This window comes from Pseudomonas sp. S2_A10 (assembly GCF_054668465.1).
On sequence record NZ_CP162773.1, the window covers coordinates 5,709,950 to 5,728,151 of the forward strand.

Here is an 18,202-nt window from a genome sequence, read left to right on the forward strand (position 1 = left end):
CATGCAAGACAACCTGATTGAAATTCGCGACCTGCGGGTGGCCTTCGCCGGGCAAGAAGTGGTGCACGGTGTGAGCCTCGATATTCGCCGTGGCGAGTGTCTGGCGCTGGTCGGCGAGTCCGGCTCGGGCAAGTCGGTGACGGCGCATTCGATTCTGCGTTTGTTGCCGGGCAAGAACGTCAGCAGCAGCGGCGCGATTCGCTACAACGGCGTGGATTTGCTGCACGCCAGCGAACAGCAGATGCGTGGTTTGCGCGGCAATCGCATTGCGATGATTTTCCAGGAGCCGATGACCTCGCTGAACCCGTTGCACACGGTGGAAAAACAGATCAGCGAAGTGTTGGAAATCCACAAGGGCCTCAAAGGCCGCGCCGCCCGCGCGCGGACGCTGGAGCTGCTCGAGCTGGTGGGTATTCGCCAGCCGTTGCAGCGACTCAAAGCCTATCCGCATCAGCTTTCCGGTGGTCAGCGGCAACGGGTAATGATCGCCATGGCGCTGGCCAACGAGCCGGAACTGTTGATTGCCGATGAACCGACCACGGCGCTGGACGTGACCGTACAGAAGAAGATTCTTGAGCTGCTGATCGAGTTGCAGCAGCGCCTGGGCATGTCGCTGTTGCTGATCAGCCACGACCTCAATCTGGTACGCCGGATCGCTCAGCGCGTGTGCGTAATGCGTCAGGGCGAGATCGTTGAACAGGCCGATTGCGAGACGCTATTCCAAGCGCCGCAACACCCCTATAGCCGGTTGTTGATCGAAGCGGAACCGAGCGGCGCGCCAGTGCCAAGTAAGTACGAGCACAACCTGCTGGAAGTCGATGATTTGAAGGTGTGGTTTGCCCTGCCGAAAAAACTCTTCAGCCGCCAGCAGGATTACATCAAAGCGGTGGACGGCGTCAGTTTCACCCTGCAACGCGGCAAGACTCTGGGGATTGTCGGCGAGTCGGGGTCGGGCAAGTCGACGCTGGGCCAGGCGATCCTGCGACTGGTCGAATCAGAGGGCAATATCCGTTTCGGCAACAAGCAGTTGAGCCTGCTCAATCAGCGTCTGATGCGGCCGTTGCGCCGGCAGATTCAGGTGGTGTTTCAGGACCCGTTCGGCAGCCTCAGCCCGCGCATGTCGGTGCAGCAGATCATCGCCGAAGGCTTGCTGACCCATGGCATCGGCAGCGAGGCCGAGCGCGAGGCAGCGGTGATTCGCGTGCTCGAGGAAGTCGGCCTCGATCCGCAAAGCCGCCATCGTTACCCCCACGAGTTTTCCGGCGGCCAGCGCCAGCGCATCTCCATCGCCCGCGCACTGGTGCTGGAACCGGCGCTGATCCTGCTCGACGAACCGACGTCGGCGCTGGATCGCACGGTGCAGAAGCAAGTGGTGGAATTGTTGCGCCAGTTGCAGATCAGGCATGGGCTGACCTATCTGTTCATCAGCCATGATCTGGCGGTGGTACATGCGCTGGCGCATGACTTGATGGTGATCAAGGATGGCAAGGTGGTTGAACAAGGGTCGTCGCGGGAGATTTTCGCTGCGCCGCAACATCCGTATACCCAGGAACTCCTGAAAGCCTCCGGCCTGAAGCCTGATGAAGAACCTTGTGGGAGCGAGCCTGCTCGCGAATGCGGTGCATCAGTCACATAAGTGCTGGCTGGCCCGACGCTTTCGCGAGCAGGCTCGCTCCCACAGGTTTGATAGGTGGTGTTTGAAATTTATTTTTCCGGCACTGCATCCAATCGCCTCCGCCACGGGTAGTCCCTGTAACAGCCCACTCTGGTGCTGTCAGCGCCCTACCCTTTTCGGAGAATCATCGGATGAACATCACCCAGCTGATTGGCTTCACCGGTTTGCTCGCTTTCACCGCGACCACCTTCGCCCAGAGCAGTTATCCCGACGCGATCAAGGTGCCGGACGGGCACAAGATTGCCCTGGAAACCACCGGGGTTGGCGAGATCACCTACGAATGCCGCGACAAACCCAATATGGCCGGGCAGACCGAATGGACCTTTGTCGGCCCGAAAGCGGTGCTCAATGATCGCAGCGGCAAACAGGTCGGCACCTATTTCGGCCCGCCAGCGACCTGGCAAGCCAAGGACGGTTCGAAAGTCACCGGCACGCAATTGGCCGTGGCACCGTCGAGCCCGGGCAACCTGCCCTATCAACTGGTCAAGGCCAATCCGGCCGAGGGCAAAGGCGCGATGACCGGGGTCAGCTACATCCAGCGTGTCGCGCTCAAGGGCGGCGTCGCGCCGGGCAGTGAGTGCACCATGGCGAACAAGGGCAAGCAGGAAGTGGTGAAGTACCAAGCGGATTATATTTTCTGGGCGGCTAACTGATATCCGGAAGCAGTGCACAATCCTGTGGGAGCGAGCTTGCTCGCGAAGAAGGAGTGTCAGTCGCCTTATTACTTTCTGACCCACCGCATTCGCGAGCAAGCTCGCTCCCACAGGGAACCATGCCTCTGGATGTTTGGGAAATGTGAGCTAGATTGCACCCCATGCCTTTACCCGAATCCGTTTTCGATTACGAAGCCCGCCTCGCCGCCTGTGCCCGAGGCGAGCGCGCGGCTTTGCGCGATTTGTATGTGCAGGAAGGCCCGCGCCTGCTCGGTGTGGCCAAGCGGCTGGTGCGCGATACGGCGCTGGCGGAGGACATTGTGCATGAGGCATTCATCAAGATCTGGCACGGCGCGGCCGGGTTCGACCCGGCGCGCGGCTCGGCGCGGGGCTGGATGTTCAGCGTGACCCGGCACCTGGCCTTGAATCAGTTGCGCAAGCAAAGTCGGGAAACGCCGTTCAGCGAAGAACATGAGACAGCGGCGTCTGATGAGGCGGTCGATGTTCACTCGGCGCGCATTCATCGCTGCCTCGAACAACTGGAACCGCAGCGGCGCAGCTGCATCCTCCATGCCTACGTCGACGGTTATAGCCACGCGCAGATTTCCGCGCGCCTCGACACGCCGCTGGGCACGGTCAAAGCGTGGATCAAGCGCAGCCTCAATGCTTTGCGGGAGTGCATGGGATGACCGGCGAATCAGCGCAGGAACGGGATGAACTGGCCGGCGAATACGTGCTCGGCACCTTGTCGTTCGAACAGCGCATCGAGGTGCAACGGCGCCTGCCGAACGATCCTGAGTTGCGCGCGGCAGTCGACGCATGGGAGCGACGTCTGCTGGAGCTGACCGATCTGGCCGAACCTCAGCAACCCTCGGCGCAGTTATGGCCACGTATCGAGCGCAGTCTCGAGCGGCTGACGGTGAGAAAACCTCTCGCTTCCTGGTGGAACCTGCTGCCGCTGTGGCGCGGTTTGAGTGCGGCGGGCCTGGCTGCGACGCTGATTCTGGGCGCGATGCTACTGACCCAGACTGCGCCGAAACCGAGTTATCTGGTCGTGCTGGTGGCGCCGCAGGACAAGGCGCCGGGTTGGGTGATTCAGGCGAGCAATGCGCGGGAGATCCAGTTGATTCCGCTGGGGGTGGTCGAGGTGCCGGCGGACAAGGCGCTGGAGTTCTGGACCAAGGCTGACGGCTGGTCGGGACCGGTGTCATTGGGACTGGTCAAACCGGGACAAGCGTTGTCGGTGCCGCTGGACAAGTTGCCGCCGCTGCAACCCAACCAGCTGTTTGAGCTGACCCTGGAAGGCGCCAATGGCTCACCGATCGGCAAACCGACCGGGCCGATTCAGGCGATCGGGCGTGCGGTGAAGGTGCTCTGAGGCTCTGCTACGCGGTTGTCCGCAACCATCATCGACGTCGATGTTCACCATCACGGCAATGAAGTTCTCATAAAAAATTCCGGGCGTAACATCAGCTCCATACCAACCAACAACACCCCGGAGCACACCATCATGAAACGCCAGACTCTTCTCAGCATCGCTTTCTCGGTTTTCGCAGTTAACGCTTTCGCTGCCACCCCGGCGCACACCATGATCGCCGAAGGCGGCTCGGACAAACTGATCGAAAGCCGTCTGGCTGAAGGCGGTTCGGATCGTCTGATCGAACGCCGCGTTGCCGAAGGTGGTTCCGATCGTCTGATCGAACGCCGCGTTGCCGAAGGTGGCTCTGATCGTCTGATCGAGCGCCGCGTTGCCGAAGGTGGTTCGGATCGTCTGATCGAACGCCGCGTTGCCGAAGGTGGTTCGGATCGTCTGATCGAACGCCGCGTTGCCGAAGGTGGCTCTGATCGTCTGATCGAGCGCCGCGTTGCCGAAGGTGGTTCGGATCGTCTGATCGAACGCCGCGTTGCTGAAGGTGGCTCGGATCGTCTGATCGAACGCCGTGTTGCCTGATGCATCACTGCAAGCGCAACACCGCAGAGAAACCCGGCTCCCGCAGCCGGGTTTTTTATGTCTGCGTGTTTTATCCGGCCTTCGCCATGCAGCGCTTGTAACGCTCGTCCACGCGCTTGGCGAACCAGGCAGTGGTGAGTTTGCGGGTGATCTTCGGACTCTGCAGCACAATCCCCGGCAATACCGCGCGCGGTAACGCCTTGCCTTCGGCCCGCTCCGCCAGTTCGAACACGCGTTGATAGAGTCTGGTCTCTTCGAATTCCAGGGTTTTGCCCTTCTCCAGTTGATCGCGAATCGTCGGGTTGCGCATGCCCAGCGACTTGCCGAGGGTGCGCACCGCCAGTTCGGTACTGCCGGGCATGATCGAGTCGTAGCGAATCAGGTCGCCGTCCAGAGTCAGGGGGATGCCGGACGCGCGGCTGACCGCATTCTGAAACGCGGCATTGCGACTGGCGTACCAGCCGGCGTTGAAATCGGCGAAACGATACAACGGCTCGCGGTAATTCACCGGGTAACCGAGCAAATGGGCGATGCCGAAATACATGCCGCCGCGCCGGCTGAACACTTCACGACGGATCGTGCCGTCCACCGTGTACGGATAATCCTTGGCGTGCTCCTCGGCGAATTCGATGCTGACCTGCATCGGCCCGCCGGTGTGCACCGGGTTGAAGCCGCCGAACAGCGTGCGGCCCATCGGCACCATGCCGATGAAGTCGTCGAAAATCGCGCTCAGTTCCTTTTCACTGCGCGCCGCATTCAGACGCTCGCTGTAGGTCTTGCCGTTGGGCGAGCGCACTTGTAAAGCGCCGCTGACCAGCAGGCTGGGGATGTGCACCTTGGCGGCGCGGCGATCGATTTCGTCGCGGGCGATCTTGCCCAGCCCGGGCACCGTCGGGTCGGCCTGGAAAGTCGATTCCTGCTCGGCCACGGCCAGTACCGAACACAGATTCTGCGTGGTGGTGTTGATGCCTTGCGCGGCGAACGCGGCGTAGATGTCCGTGGCCCAACCCTGACGGTCGGCAGTTTTCGCCGGCAACAGCCGAACGATTTCAGCCTTCACTTCGGCCGGCGGACGCGGCGCCGGTTCGTTGCTGCGCTGGCTGGCGCAACCGGCGAGCAGTAGCACGGCGCCGAGAGTAATGAGTAATCGCATGTTGCTCCATCCAATCAAATTAGCCACAACACCATACACAACCCCCGTAGGAGCTGCCGCAGGCTGCGATCTTTTGATCTTGCTTTTTGCAGATCAGATCAAGATCAAAATAAAAAGATCGCAGCCTTCGGCAGCTCCTACACGCTGATGACAAACTGATTGCAAAACGTTACTGCGAAACCCTATCATTCGCGCCTGGAGTCGCATTAGCGCAAGGAGTTCCGCGCCGCCCTTATTTTTCTTTGGCCGCTCGCCTCCAGGATCCGACATGCCCGCTTCAGCTCGACTCGGCGCTCCATTTCGCCCGACTTTGCTTGCCCTGCTGTGCTCCCTGACCGTTACCGCCCACGCCGCTGAACAAAACAGCAAAGAGCTGGTGCTCGACGACGTCAACGTCAATGCCCAAGCCCCGACACCCAACGCCCTGCCCCCGGTCTACGCTGGCGGTCAGGTTGCGCGCGGCGGCCAGTTGGGCGTGCTCGGCAATCAGGACATGATGGACGTGCCGTTCAGCGCAGCGTCCTACACCGAGCAATTGATCCAGGATCAGCAGGCGGAAAACGTCGCCGACGTGCTGCTCAACGATTCTTCCGTGCGCCAGGCCTCGGGCTTCTCCAACCAGGCGCAGGTCTTCATGATTCGCGGGCTGCCGCTCAATGGCGACGACATTTCCTATAACGGCCTGTACGGCGTGTTGCCCCGGCAGATCATTTCCACCGATGCGCTGGAGCGCGTGGAAGTGTTCAAAGGCCCCAACGCTTTCATCAACGGCGTAACGCCGACCGGCTCCGGCATCGGCGGCGGCGTCAACCTGCAACCCAAGCGCGCCGGCGACGTGCCGCTGCGCCGTTACACCACCGACATCAACAGCGAAGGCCGCATCGGTCATCACTTCGACATCGGCCAGCGTTTCGGTGAAGACAACCGCTTCGGCGCGCGGGTCAACCTGTCGCAGCGCGAAGGCGACACCGGCATCGATCACGAGAACCAGCGCTCGAAACTGTTCGCCATCGGTCTGGATTATCGAGGCGATGCGCTGCGGGTTTCCGGTGACTTTGCCTATCAGAAGGAACGCGTTAACGGTGGCCGCAGCTCGGTCAACCTCGGCACCGCCACGCACATCCCGGACGCGCCATCGGCGGACACCAACTACGCGCCGAAATGGGGCTACACCGACATCGAAGACACCTTCGGCATGCTCCGCGCCGAGTACGACCTCAACGACAGCTGGACCGCCTACGCCGCCGGTGGCGCCAAGCACACCCGTGAAGTCGGGCGCTATAACTCGACCACGCTGGTCGGCAACAACGGCGCCTCGTTCACCACCGGCTCGTTCGTCCCGCATGACGAGGACAACACCAGCGTGATGGCCGGCCTCAACGGCAAATTCAACACCGGCCCGGTCAGCCACAAGCTGAATTTCGGCCTGACCGGGATCTGGGCCGAGCAGCGCAGTGCCTATGACTTCGACCTGACCCGCTACTCCAACAACATCTATCACCCGATCACTACCCCAGCGCCGGTAGGCAACTTCTCTGGCGGCGATCTCAACGATCCGGGCATCGTCGGCAAGACCTTCAACCGCAGCGTGGCGATTTCCGACACCCTCGGGTTCTTCGACGATCGCCTGCTGGTCACCGCCGGTCTGCGTCGTCAGCAACTGGTGGTGCAGGGTTACAGCTACGCCAGCTACGGCAGCGGCCCGCGTTCGTCGAGCTACGACGAATCGATCACCACTCCGGTGTACGGCATCGTGTTCAAGCCGTGGGAGCATGTGTCGTTCTACGCCAACCATATCGAAGGCCTGGCCCAAGGGCCGACTTCGCCGACCAGCTCCGGCGGTTTCCGTGTCACCAACGGCAACGAAGTCTACGCACCGAAACGCTCCAAGCAGACCGAACTGGGCGTGAAAGTCGACATGGGCACCTACGGTGCGAGCCTCGGTGTTTACCGCATCGAACAGCCAAGCGATGGCTACTGCGAAATCAACAGTCCGACCACTTGCACCTACGTCCGTGAAGGCGAACAGATCAACAAAGGCGTGGAGATGAACGTGTTCGGCGAGCCGATCGACGGCCTGCGCCTGATCAGCGGCCTGACCCTGATGGACACCGAACTGAAGAACACCCTCAACGGCGCCAACGACGGTAACCACGCCATCGGGGTGCCGACCTTCCAGTTCAACGCTGGCGTGGACTGGGACGTGCCGGGCCTGCAAGGCGTTGCGCTGAACGCGCGGATGCTGCGCACCGGTGGGCAATACGCCGACGCGGCGAACAACCTCAGCCTGCCGACGTGGAACCGCTTCGATGCCGGCGCGCGCTATGCGTTCAAGGTGTCGGAGAAGGACGTGACCGTACGGTTCGGCGTCGAGAACCTGGCGAACAAGAAGTACTGGGAATCGGCTCAGGGCGGCTACCTGACCCAAGGCGAACCACGGGTGGCGAAGTTGTCGGGGACGATCGACTTCTAAGCGTCATTGCGTCGCAGAAAAGGCCCCGCAGCTTCACGGTTGCGGGGCCTTTCTGGTTTTTGTGGTGCTTGACCGGACGCTTCGCGAGCAGGCTCGCTCCCACACTGGAATGCGTTCCCTGTGGGAGCGAGCCTGCTCGCGAAGAGGCCGGAACTGGCGACCTGATCCATACTTGCTGCACAGCCACAGGAGGACAGCCCCATGAACCGCAGCGACGTGCTGATCATCGGCGCCGGCCCGACCGGTCTGGTCCTGGCGCTGTGGCTGAGCAAACTCGGCGTGCGCGTGCGCATCATCGACAAGACCTCGGCGCCAGGCACCACTTCCCGCGCTCTGGCCGTGCAGGCACGCACCCTCGAGCTGTATCGCCAACTCGACCTCGCCGACACCATCGTGCGTCGCGGCCATCAGGTCGCTGCGGCGAATTTCTGGGTCAACGGCAAACCGGTCGCGCAGTTGCCCCTCAAGCGCATCGGCGAAGGCCTGACGCCCTACGCGTTTGTCGAGATTTTCCCGCAGGACGAGCACGAACGGCTGTTGCTTGAGCGCCTCGAAGATTACGGCGTCAGTGTGGAGCGCAATACCGCACTGGACAGCTTCGAGGAAACCGGCGACACCCTCACCGCCCACCTGCGCCTGCCCGATGGCCGGCAGGAAGTCTGTCAGGCCTGTTATCTGGCCGGTTGCGACGGCGCCCGTTCGGTGGTGCGCAAAGCCCTCGACACCGACTTCCCCGGCGGCACCTATCAGCAGATTTTCTACGTCGCCGATATCACGGCCAGCGGCCCGGCGCTCAATGGCGAGTTGCATCTGGACCTGGACCAAGCGGATTTTCTCGCGGTGTTTCCACTGGCCGGCGAAGGCCGCGCGCGACTGATCGGCACGGTGCGTGACGAACGCGCCGAGCGTGCCGAAACCCTGCAATTTGCCGACGTCAGCAGCCGCGCCATCGAACACCTGAAAGTGCATATCGAAGACGTGCACTGGTTCTCCACCTACCGCGTGCATCACCGCGTGGCCGAGCACTTTCGCAACGGCCGGGCGTTTCTGCTCGGCGATGCCGCCCATGTACACAGTCCGGCCGGTGGCCAGGGCATGAACACGGGCATTGGCGATGCAATCAATCTGGCCTGGAAGCTCGCCGCCGTGCTCAGCGGTGGTGCCGAACCGAAACTGCTCGACACCTACGAAACCGAGCGCATCGCCTTCGCTCGCCGACTGGTCTCCACCACCGACAAGGTCTTCAGTTTCGTCACCGCGCAGGGTCGCATGGCCGATCTGCTACGGATGCGTGTGGCGCCGTTTCTGCTGCCGAAAATGGCCGGGTTCGAAGCCAGCCGCGAATTCCTGTTTCGCACGGTCTCGCAAGTCACCCTCAACTATCGCGGCATGCCACTGAGCCAGGGTGAAGCCGGCCACGTGCACGGCGGCGACCGCTTGCCGTGGGCGCATGATGGCGAAGGAGATAATTTCGAGCCGCTACGGCAGCCGTGCTGGCAGGTGCATGTGTACGGCGACACCAGCGACGAGATGATCGCCTGGTGCGCCGAACACCACTTGCCGCTGCACGTCTTCGACTGGCGCCCGGCGTTCAAAACGGCGGGGTTGGGGCGCAACGGATTTTATCTGTTGCGGCCGGATACCTATGTGGCGATTGCCGATAGCAGCGCCGATCCGAAGGTGATCGAACGCTACTTCCTCGATCACGGCATCCGGCCTTTTCAGTGACCTTCACACTTTGTTGGCCAGCCATTCGTCGGAAAGACCTGAACACCTGTCAACTCTGACAGTGGACGCATTGCGCAGCGCCACCTCTAATCATTGCTCACCGTTTTCAAGGAGCAATCAAGATGGAACTGTCCACCGCAGACCAAGTGCAAGACATAGAGGTCACTGGAACATTAAACGCACTGTTCGAAGTCGCCGACCACCAACCTTTAAATGCTGCTTTGATCGAGTTGCGTTCAACCCAGCGGGTAAAATATGAGTTCCGAGGGAGAACGGAGGCCAACGACAGGTCTTTTATATTTCAAATTTTCAGCGATCTGGAAGATGGAACATATGAAATACCTTCGACCTACTACCAGTACGCCGCATTCTACTTTGCAAATCATGCAGGTTGGACGTACGCATCGCCCAATCAATCAATCTTGCATCTAACGATTTCTGAAAATAAAACTCGTTTCAGTGGAGTAATCAAAGCTGATTTCGATCCAGTCGAACACAAAACTGGTGCTTCAACGCTGTATGTCACTGCGTCGCTAGGTGTCAAACTCAGCAAAGCTCTTTTCTGATAAAAATCGGATCATGGAGACGATCGCAACCTGACGCCTCTGCCTACAAGGAGCAACCATTCCATATAGGCAATGCTGCAAGTTGCGATTCCTTTCTCAGATCCCCGCCAACGCCAGATCCATCGCAAAGTAAGTGAAGATCAGATCCGCCCCCGCACGCTTGATTGCGCCAAGGCTTTCGCGGACCACGCGATCCTCATCGATCGCCCCAGCCTGGGCGCCGAACTTGATCATCGCGTACTCGCCGCTGACCTGATACGCCGCCAGTGGCAGGTTCGAGGCCTGGCGGATGTCGCGGATGATGTCGAGGTAAGCACCGGCCGGTTTGACCATCAGCGCATCGGCACCTTCCTGCTCATCGAGCAGCGATTCGCGCAGGGCTTCGCGGCGGTTCATCGGGTTCATCTGATAGCTTTTGCGATCGCCCTTGAGCGCGCTGCCGCCGGCCTCGCGGAACGGGCCGTAGAGTGCCGAAGCGAATTTGGTCGAGTAGGCCATGATCGGAATCTGCGTGAAGCCGGCAGCGTCGAGCGCCTGGCGAATCGCGCGCACCTGGCCGTCCATCGCCGCCGACGGCGCAATCACGTCAGCACCGGCGCGGGCGGCCGCTACGGCTTGTTTGCCGAGGTTGATCAGGGTCTGGTCATTGTCGACTTCGTGGTTGTGCATCACGCCGCAATGGCCGTGATCGGTGTATTCGCAGAAGCAGGTGTCGGACATCACGATCATTTCCGGCACGGCGTCCTTGGCAATGCGCGACATGCGCGACACCAGACCGTCTTCGCGCCAGGTGTCGCTGCCGTTGGCATCGAGATGATGGGACACGCCAAAGGTCATCACAGACTTGATCCCGGCACGGGCATAGCGCTCGATTTCACTGGCCAGTTTACGCTCGGGGATGCGCTGCACGCCGGGCATGCTGGTGATCGGCACGAAGTCGTCGATGTCTTCCTCGACGAAGATTGGCAGGACCAGATCGTTCAGGCTGAACTCGGTTTCCTGGAACAGACTGCGCAGGCTCGCATTGCGGCGCAGACGGCGGGGACGTGCTTCGGGGAACTGACTGGACATGGGGCCTTTCCTGAAAACAGCGGATGAGACGAAAGTCGTAGGGGGCGAAGCTTATGCCTTGCGGCGGGTGCGGGACAAACCTGGATCGATCAAGAGAGCGTTACCGGGCTTGTAATAATCCTGCATGTACATTTCAAATTCCTGTGGGAGCTGGCTTGCCAGCGATGGCGGCAGGTCAGTCACCAATGAGGTTGACTGTGCTGGCTTCATCGCTGGCAAGCCAGCTCCCACAGGGGGCATGTGTACAACTGAAAGTCAGGATGGGATGGTCAGGCCGCGGATGACGGCCGGGCGAGCTAGAAACCGCTCCAGCAATCGGGTGACATTGGGGAAATTCTGAATGCCGACCAGATCCCCGGCCTCATAAAACCCGAGAAGATTGCGCACCCACGGGAACGTGGCGATGTCGGCGATGGTGTAGCGCTCGCCCATGATCCAGTCGCGGCCTTCGAGGCGAGTGTTGAGCACATTCAGCAGGCGTTTGCTCTCCTCGACATACCGATCGCGGGGACGCTTGTCCTCGTAATCCTTGCCGGCGAATTTGTTGAAGAAACCGAGCTGGCCGAACATCGGGCCGATGCCGCCCATCTGCCACATCAGCCATTGGATGGTCTCGTAGCGCAGCGCGCCTTCCTGAGCGAGCAGCTGGCCGCTCTTGTCGGCCAGATAAATCAGGATCGCGCCGGATTCGAACAGCGGCAGCGGTTTATCTTCAGGGCCATGTGGGTCAAGGATCGCCGGGATCTTGTTGTTCGGGTTCAGCGAGAGAAATTCCGCCGAGGTCTGGTCGTTGGTGTCGAAACCGACGCGGTGCGGCTCATACGGCAGGCCAATCTCTTCGAGCATGATCGACACTTTGACGCCGTTGGGGGTCGGCAGGGAGTAGAGCTGAATCCAGTCCGGGTACTGCGCCGGCCATTTCTGAGTAATCGGGAATGCAGACAGATCGGTCATTGGAAGCATCCAGTCACAAATTGAAAACCGATCATAAAGTAGGCCTGCCGCTGCGCCTACACGAACCGTAACATCCTGTCGCTAACCTGCCTGCATGCCCGCAAAGGTTGCCGTTAGAGTGCTGCGCACTGGCCCGGATCGAACCAAACGGGCATTACAGGACTCTGAGTTATGCCTTTCTCGCAGAGGAAGCTGTTTATGACAGGGAAACACCCGGTGCTGGGAGCCCGCGGTGCCAAGGTTTGTCAGCCTTAACCGCTTTTGCTGAAGAACCCTCGAATTGATGACGAATCTGATGAGTTTCGCCAAACGTTTCAAACATCGCGCGTACGTGGCCCTGCCCTCCCTGCTGGCAGTCAGCGCGCTGTTTCTGTCTCTCGAATCCAGCGAAAGCCGCGCCCAACCGGCGGACGGCACACAGACGCTGGTGTTCCTGCGCCACGCGGAAAAGCCCGAAGGCGGCCTCGGCCAGCTCAACTGCCAGGGCCTGAACCGCGCTATCGACCTGTCGACGCTGCTGCCGGAAAAATTCGGCAAGGCCGATTACGTATTCGCCGCCAACCCGACGCGCAACGTCGAGGAAGGCGAGCTGGATAATTCCTACAGCTACATTCGTCCGCTGATGACCATCAGCCCGGCCGCGATCAAGCTCGGCCTGCCGGTGAACATCGAATTCTCTGCCAACGACACCAGCGATCTGGCCCGCGAGCTGCTGGACGAGAAGTATCACAACTCGACGATCTACACCGCCTGGTCCCACGGTTATCTGCCGGATCTGATCAACAAGGTCGCCGGCAACGCAGTGGGCGAGCGACAGAACATCACCGATGACTGGGCCGGCGATGACTTCGATTCGCTGTATGTGCTGACCCTGAAGTGGCACAACGGCAAGGCCAGTTTGCAGAGCCACATCTACAAACAGGGACTGGATAACGGCAAGGACACTTGCCCGACCTGAGTTTGTATCGCCTGACCTTGCGTCTTCGCGAGCAGGCTCGCCCCCACAGGGAAACGCATTTCAACTGTGGGAGCGAGCCTGCTCGCGAAGAGGCCAGTTGCTTGCACCTCAAGCCTTCTGACTCACCCTCGCACGCAAATACTCGATCACCGCCTGACGCTCCCCGGCAAACTCGATCCGCCCGCCCTTCTTCTCGCGCTGGAATACATACATCGGGTCGTAATACTCACGCAGCAAACCCTCGATCCAGCCGCGATGCAGGTCCACCGCGCCGCTGCGGCCCTGCTCGGCCAGCGCCTGCTCCATCAACACCAGCATCCGCGAATGGCGCTCACCGCCGAGGCGTTTCTGTACGTTGTTGAGGCTTTCCAGCAGACGTTCGGAAAACAAGGCAAAACCGTTTTCGCCGTGCAGCGAAGCAAACTCCGCCGACAGATCGATGACGTAATCACGCAGGATCCGCTCGACACGGTGCTCGAAACGATCCTCCAGCCAGACCATCGGGTACTGCTGCATGCCCTGATACAGCGGCAGCGGCAAGGCGCAACTGCCGACCACACGGCTCTCGTCTTCGAGCACAAACTGCTCGATCCCGGCATCGCGTTTCTTCAGGAAGTCGATCGCCAGGCGATTCTCGAAATCGATGTTCGACGGCTGCCCGGTAGCGCGTTTGCCGAAACTGGAGCCGCGATGGTTGGCGTGGCCTTCCAGATCGACACCGTTGCGCAACTGCACCAGCACTTCGGTCTTGCCGGTGCCGGTCATGCCGCCGAGCAAAACAAAATCACACTGCGCGATGGCCTGCTCAAGGGTGTCGATCAAAAAACTGCGCATCGCCTTGTAGCCGCCGCCGACGCGCGGATAGTCGATGCCGGCCTCGTCGCGCAACCATTGCTGGGTGATCTGCGAGCGCAGACCGCCGCGAAAACAATACAGATAACCATCGGGATGAGCCCGGGCGAACTCGGCCCAGGCCTGGATGCGCTCGGCCTTGACTGCGCCGGACACCAGTTGGTGGCCCAGCTCGATTGCCGCCTGCTGGCCATGCTGCTTGTAGCAAGTGCCGATCTTCTGCCGCTCCAGATCATTCATCAGCGGCAGATTGACCACGCCGGGGAACGCGCCTTTGTGAAACTCGACCGGCGCGCGGACATCCATCATTGGCCGGTCGTCGAGGAAAATGTCGCGGTAGTCGGTGCAGTCGCGGAGCATCAAATCACCTCGACCGCGTTCGTCTGTCGCTCAACCAGTTCGCCGATCGGCGCAAGGCTCAGGCCCAGTTCGGCGGCGACGCCGAGGAACTCGGCATTACCTTCAGGCGTGACCGCAATCAGCAGACCGCCGCTGGTCTGCGGATCGCAAAGCACGCGTTTGTGCAACTCCTGCACGCGGCCAACCTTGCTCGAATAGCTGTCGAAGTTGCGCAGCGTACCGCCCGGCACGCAGCCCTGATCGAGGTAGTACTCGACGCTGTCCAGACGCGGCACGCGGTCATAGGCGATGCGCGCGGTCAACTGGCTGCCGTCGGCCATTTCCACCAAGTGCCCGAGCAGGCCGAAACCGGTGACGTCGGTCATCGCCGTAACGCCGGCGAGTTTGCCGAAGCGGCTGCCAGGCTTGTTCAGGGTGCACATCCAGTCGCGGGCGACACCGACGTCGGCGGCGCGCAACTTGCCCTTCTTTTCCGCGGTAGTGAGGATGCCGATGCCCAACGGTTTGGTCAGGTACAACAGGCAACCGGCGGTAGCGGTGTCGTTGCGTTTCATGTGGCGCTTTTCCACGAGGCCGGTGACGGCGAGGCCGAAGATCGGCTCCGGCGCATCGATCGAATGCCCCCCCGCCAACGGAATGCCCGCCGCGTCGCACACCGAGCGACCGCCACGAATCACTTCCCGCGCCACCTCCGGCGCCAGCACATTCACCGGCCAGCCGAGGATCGCGATCGCCATCAACGGATCGCCGCCCATCGCGTAGATGTCGCTGATCGCGTTGGTCGCGGCGATGCGGCCGAAGTCGAACGGGTCATCGACAATCGGCATGAAAAAATCGGTGGTCGACACCACACCACGCTCGGCATCGATCTCATACACCGCCGCGTCATCACGCGAGGCGTTGCCGACCCAGAGTTTCGGATCGAGGTTCTGTGCGCCGCTGCCGGCGAGGATCACTTCCAGCACCTGTGGGGAAATCTTGCAGCCACAACCGGCGCCATGGCTGTATTGGGTCAGACGAATCGGCTCGCTCATGGGAGAGTCTCTGGCAATGAATGGGGCGGATTCTATCAGAGCGCGAGAGCGCAGATTTTTGTCCTGACCGAGCGGCCCCTTCGCGAGCAGGCTCGCTCCCACATTTGTACGGTGGTCTCCTGTGGGAGCTAGCCCGCTCGCGAAAGCAATCGAACCTGCCTGCACCGTCCAGTCAGCCCCGCCTGCAAACCTCAGCGAAAATCTGCGTAATCGGCCGATGCGGCTGGCGCTTGTGCATCCGCCGCACTTGTTCGCTCAGCCGCAACAACTCTTCACTGGGCTTGGCCCATTGCTCTTTCGGCAGCGGCTCGGACCATGCGCGCATGACTTCCGGCAACGCCTGTTTGCCGATTCTTTCCAGACGGCGCACTTCCCATTCGACCAAACGGTTGGGAATCGTCCATAAAGTCATGACGTGATACAGGTACCAGAAGAACCCCGAAAGCCGCGAGCGGCGGCCTTCACGGATCTGCTGATGCATCCGCGCGCGGGCGTTACGAAAAGTGTGCAGGCCTTCGTGGGGTGGGTCGTCCGGGCCTTGAAGGTCTTGCAGGTCCTGAATCGATTTGAGGTCGTTGACCTCGTACTCCATGTAACCGCGAATCGCCTCCCAATGGCTGATCGCGAGCTCCAGGCCGGCGCATTGGAATTCCTGGCTTATGAGGGTTTCACCTTGGTAGAAACCGATGCCCATACCGTATTGGCGATGGATGCCGAACTGGGTGGCGCCCTTGGCTTCGATGATCCAGGCGGACAGCGATTCCCATGGGACGAAGACAGGTTCGGTGGCGCCTTCGGGCATGAAGCAGACTTCGCGGCGTTGACGGTTGAAGCGGGTTGGGATGAGGGAGAGGCGTTTTTTGTGAGCGTGGTGCCAGACGCCGAGGCCAATAAGAAGGATCAAGGGGCCGCAAATTGATTGGTTCTCGTAACCCGCTTCGAACACACCAACCATTGATTCCCAAATGGCCCCGTTTCCATAGCCAAAAATAACGCCTAGTAACCCTGTAACTAAAGGAAATAAAACGATAATCATAAAGGCGCCTGCGGTTGGCCCACCGAAAATTAGCTGCCACGTAAATACCTCTGGCAATCCAAGCCCAAAGTCCATGTATCCGTCATTGAACGCTCCGATGTGAGGTCCGTAAGGCGGCATCGCTGTAGGTAAGGGCAATGGTGCGAGATAGGTAATTTTTCCACTCGGAAACGGCTCTACATCGCCCGCTTTTCTGACCACCTCACATTGCGCATCAACAATAGGCTCATTGTGATTATTCAGCATGGTCAGCCCATTCCAGGTATTGAGTTTCTACCAGCAGAACCATCGGGTTTTCCTTGACCGACCCGGTAGCAACAACTGAGAAATGGCCGCCACCCCGAGGGTCTCCCACCTCGGCCAAGATCAACCGAAACATCCGCATCCAGCGCGGTCCCCTGTGGGAGCGAGCCTGCTCGCGAAGGCGCTCAAACAGGCAAAAAACCTCCCCTCCTCTGGTCACAAAACTGCTCTGCATCAGTCCACAGCCCGCCTGCAAATCTCAGCGAAAATCTGCGTAATCGGCCGATGCGGCTGGCGCTTGTGCATCCGCCGCACTTGTTCACTCAGTCGCAACAACTCTTCACTGGGCTTGGCCCATTGCTCTTCGGGCAGCGGCTCGGACCAGGCGCGCATGACTTCCGGCAACGCCTGTTTGCCGATTCTTTCCAGACGGCGCACTTCCCATTCGACCAGACGATTGGGAATCGTCCATAAAGTCATGACGTGATACAGGTACCAAAAAAATCCCGACAACCGCGAGCGGCGGCCTTCACGGATCTGCTGATGCATCCGCGCGCGGGCGTTACGAAAAGTGTGCAGGCCTTCGTGGGGTGGGTCGTCCGGGCCTTGCAGATCCTGCAAATCCTGAATTGACTTGAGGTCGTTGACTTCGTACTCCATGTAACCGCGAATTGCTTCCCAATGGCTGATCGCGAGCTCCAGGCCGGCGCATTGGAATTCCTGGCTTATGAGGGTTTCACCTTGGTAGAAACCGATGCCCATGCCGTATTGGCGATGGATGCCGAACTGGGTGGCACCCTTGGCTTCGATGATCCAGGCGCTGAGCGACTCCCACGGGACAAAGACCGGCTCGGTGGCGCCTTCGGGCATGAAGCAGACTTCGCGGCGTTGGCGGTTGAAGCGGGTTGGAATTAGGGAGAGGCGTTTTTTGTGGTGGTGGTGCCAGACGCCAATACCGATGAGCAAGATCAAGGGACCGCAAATTAATTCATTTTCCAACGCCACTTCGAATACACCAACCATTGATTCCCAAATCGCCTCGTTTCCATAGCCAAAAAGAATCCCTAGCAAGCCCGTAAATAAAGGAATTAAAACGAGAACCATAAAAGTTCCTGCGGTCGTCGCGCCGAGAATTAGCTGCCATGGGAATACCTCCAGTGAGCCGAGACCAAAGTCCATGTATCCGTCATTGAACGCTCCAATATGAGGTCCGTAAGGCGGCATTGATGTAGGTAATGGCAACGGTGCGAGATAGGTAATCTTCCCGCTTGGGAACGGCTCAATATCGCCCGCTTTTTTAACCCCCTCATATTCCGAACTGGAAGGAGGATTACTGCGATTATTCAGCATGGTCAGCCCATTCGAGGTATTGGGTTTCAACCAGCATAACCATCGGGTTTTCCTTGACCGACCCGGTAGCAACAACTGAGAAATGGCCGCCACCCCGAGGGTCTCCTACCTCGGCCAAGATCAACCGAAACATCCGCATCCAGCG

At 60.2% G+C, this 18,202-nt stretch carries 16 protein-coding genes; 9 read left to right on the forward strand and 7 right to left on the reverse strand.

The window, feature by feature from the left end:
* The first annotated feature begins 1 nt into the window (after window position 1).
* The 5 genes from AB4N41_RS25585 (at window position 2) to AB4N41_RS25605 (ending at window position 4,279) form a co-directional block, all read left to right on the forward strand.
* Entirely contained in the window at window positions 2–1,636 is a 1,635-nt protein-coding gene (locus AB4N41_RS25585) for an ABC transporter ATP-binding protein (RefSeq protein WP_252876608.1), read from the forward strand.
* A 170-nt stretch (window positions 1,637–1,806) separates the two neighbouring features.
* Entirely contained in the window at window positions 1,807–2,328 is a 522-nt protein-coding gene (locus AB4N41_RS25590) for a DUF3455 domain-containing protein (protein ID WP_016775383.1), read from the forward strand.
* A gap of 161 nt (window positions 2,329–2,489) precedes the next feature.
* On the forward strand, window positions 2,490–3,017 hold the full coding sequence (locus AB4N41_RS25595) for a sigma-70 family RNA polymerase sigma factor (protein ID WP_095182134.1): 528 nt from the start codon (window positions 2,490–2,492) through the stop codon (window positions 3,015–3,017).
* Window positions 3,014–3,706 carry an anti-sigma factor gene (locus AB4N41_RS25600; protein WP_095182135.1) on the forward strand — a complete coding sequence of 231 codons (693 nt, stop codon included), beginning with the start codon at window positions 3,014–3,016 and terminating at the stop codon, window positions 3,704–3,706. The genes AB4N41_RS25595 and AB4N41_RS25600 overlap by 4 nt, the downstream gene beginning before the upstream one ends.
* A gap of 132 nt (window positions 3,707–3,838) precedes the next feature.
* Window positions 3,839–4,279, forward strand: a complete 441-nt coding sequence (locus AB4N41_RS25605) for a phage infection protein (RefSeq protein ID WP_071172976.1) — start codon at window positions 3,839–3,841, stop codon at window positions 4,277–4,279.
* A gap of 70 nt (window positions 4,280–4,349) precedes the next feature.
* Here AB4N41_RS25605 and AB4N41_RS25610 read toward each other — a convergent pair whose 3' ends face one another.
* A complete protein-coding gene (locus AB4N41_RS25610) occupies window positions 4,350–5,432 on the reverse strand; it encodes a DUF1615 domain-containing protein (protein WP_056788655.1) in 1,083 nt (360 codons plus the stop codon).
* Window positions 5,433–5,700: 268 nt separating this feature from the next.
* Here AB4N41_RS25610 and AB4N41_RS25615 point away from each other — a divergent pair, with 268 nt between their 5' ends.
* The 3 genes from AB4N41_RS25615 to AB4N41_RS25625 all read left to right on the forward strand — a co-directional run bounded on the left by AB4N41_RS25615 (window position 5,701) and on the right by AB4N41_RS25625 (window position 10,199).
* Window positions 5,701–7,905, forward strand: coding sequence for a TonB-dependent receptor (locus AB4N41_RS25615; RefSeq protein ID WP_252876609.1), 2,205 nt, complete (start codon window positions 5,701–5,703; stop codon window positions 7,903–7,905).
* A 201-nt stretch (window positions 7,906–8,106) separates the two neighbouring features.
* Window positions 8,107–9,633 carry an FAD-dependent oxidoreductase gene (locus tag AB4N41_RS25620; RefSeq protein WP_252876610.1) on the forward strand — a complete coding sequence of 509 codons (1,527 nt, stop codon included), beginning with the start codon at window positions 8,107–8,109 and terminating at the stop codon, window positions 9,631–9,633.
* A 122-nt stretch (window positions 9,634–9,755) separates the two neighbouring features.
* Entirely contained in the window at window positions 9,756–10,199 is a 444-nt protein-coding gene (locus tag AB4N41_RS25625; RefSeq protein WP_150634883.1) for a hypothetical protein, read from the forward strand.
* Between the two features lie 96 nt (window positions 10,200–10,295).
* Here AB4N41_RS25625 and hemB read toward each other — a convergent pair whose 3' ends face one another.
* Complete coding sequence (gene hemB, locus AB4N41_RS25630) at window positions 10,296–11,270, reverse strand: porphobilinogen synthase (protein WP_016775388.1); 975 nt, start codon at window positions 11,268–11,270, stop codon at window positions 10,296–10,298.
* Window positions 11,271–11,525: 255 nt separating this feature from the next.
* Entirely contained in the window at window positions 11,526–12,224 is a 699-nt protein-coding gene (locus AB4N41_RS25635; protein WP_252876611.1) for a glutathione binding-like protein, read from the reverse strand.
* A gap of 283 nt (window positions 12,225–12,507) precedes the next feature.
* Here AB4N41_RS25635 and AB4N41_RS25640 point away from each other — a divergent pair, with 283 nt between their 5' ends.
* Entirely contained in the window at window positions 12,508–13,182 is a 675-nt protein-coding gene (locus tag AB4N41_RS25640; RefSeq protein WP_252876612.1) for a histidine phosphatase family protein, read from the forward strand.
* Between the two features lie 108 nt (window positions 13,183–13,290).
* Here AB4N41_RS25640 and mnmH read toward each other — a convergent pair whose 3' ends face one another.
* The 4 genes from mnmH to AB4N41_RS25660 all read right to left on the reverse strand — a co-directional run bounded on the left by mnmH (window position 13,291) and on the right by AB4N41_RS25660 (window position 18,057).
* On the reverse strand, window positions 13,291–14,394 hold the full coding sequence (gene mnmH, locus AB4N41_RS25645) for a tRNA 2-selenouridine(34) synthase MnmH (RefSeq protein ID WP_252876613.1): 1,104 nt from the start codon (window positions 14,392–14,394) through the stop codon (window positions 13,291–13,293).
* Entirely contained in the window at window positions 14,394–15,428 is a 1,035-nt protein-coding gene (selD, locus tag AB4N41_RS25650) for a selenide, water dikinase SelD (RefSeq protein ID WP_076563594.1), read from the reverse strand. Before selD ends, mnmH begins: the two co-directional genes overlap by 1 nt.
* A gap of 172 nt (window positions 15,429–15,600) precedes the next feature.
* Window positions 15,601–16,710, reverse strand: a complete 1,110-nt coding sequence (locus AB4N41_RS25655; protein WP_252876614.1) for a hypothetical protein — start codon at window positions 16,708–16,710, stop codon at window positions 15,601–15,603.
* A 231-nt stretch (window positions 16,711–16,941) separates the two neighbouring features.
* Window positions 16,942–18,057 carry a hypothetical protein gene (locus AB4N41_RS25660; protein WP_252876615.1) on the reverse strand — a complete coding sequence of 372 codons (1,116 nt, stop codon included), beginning with the start codon at window positions 18,055–18,057 and terminating at the stop codon, window positions 16,942–16,944.
* Window positions 18,058–18,202: the final 145 nt, after the last annotated feature.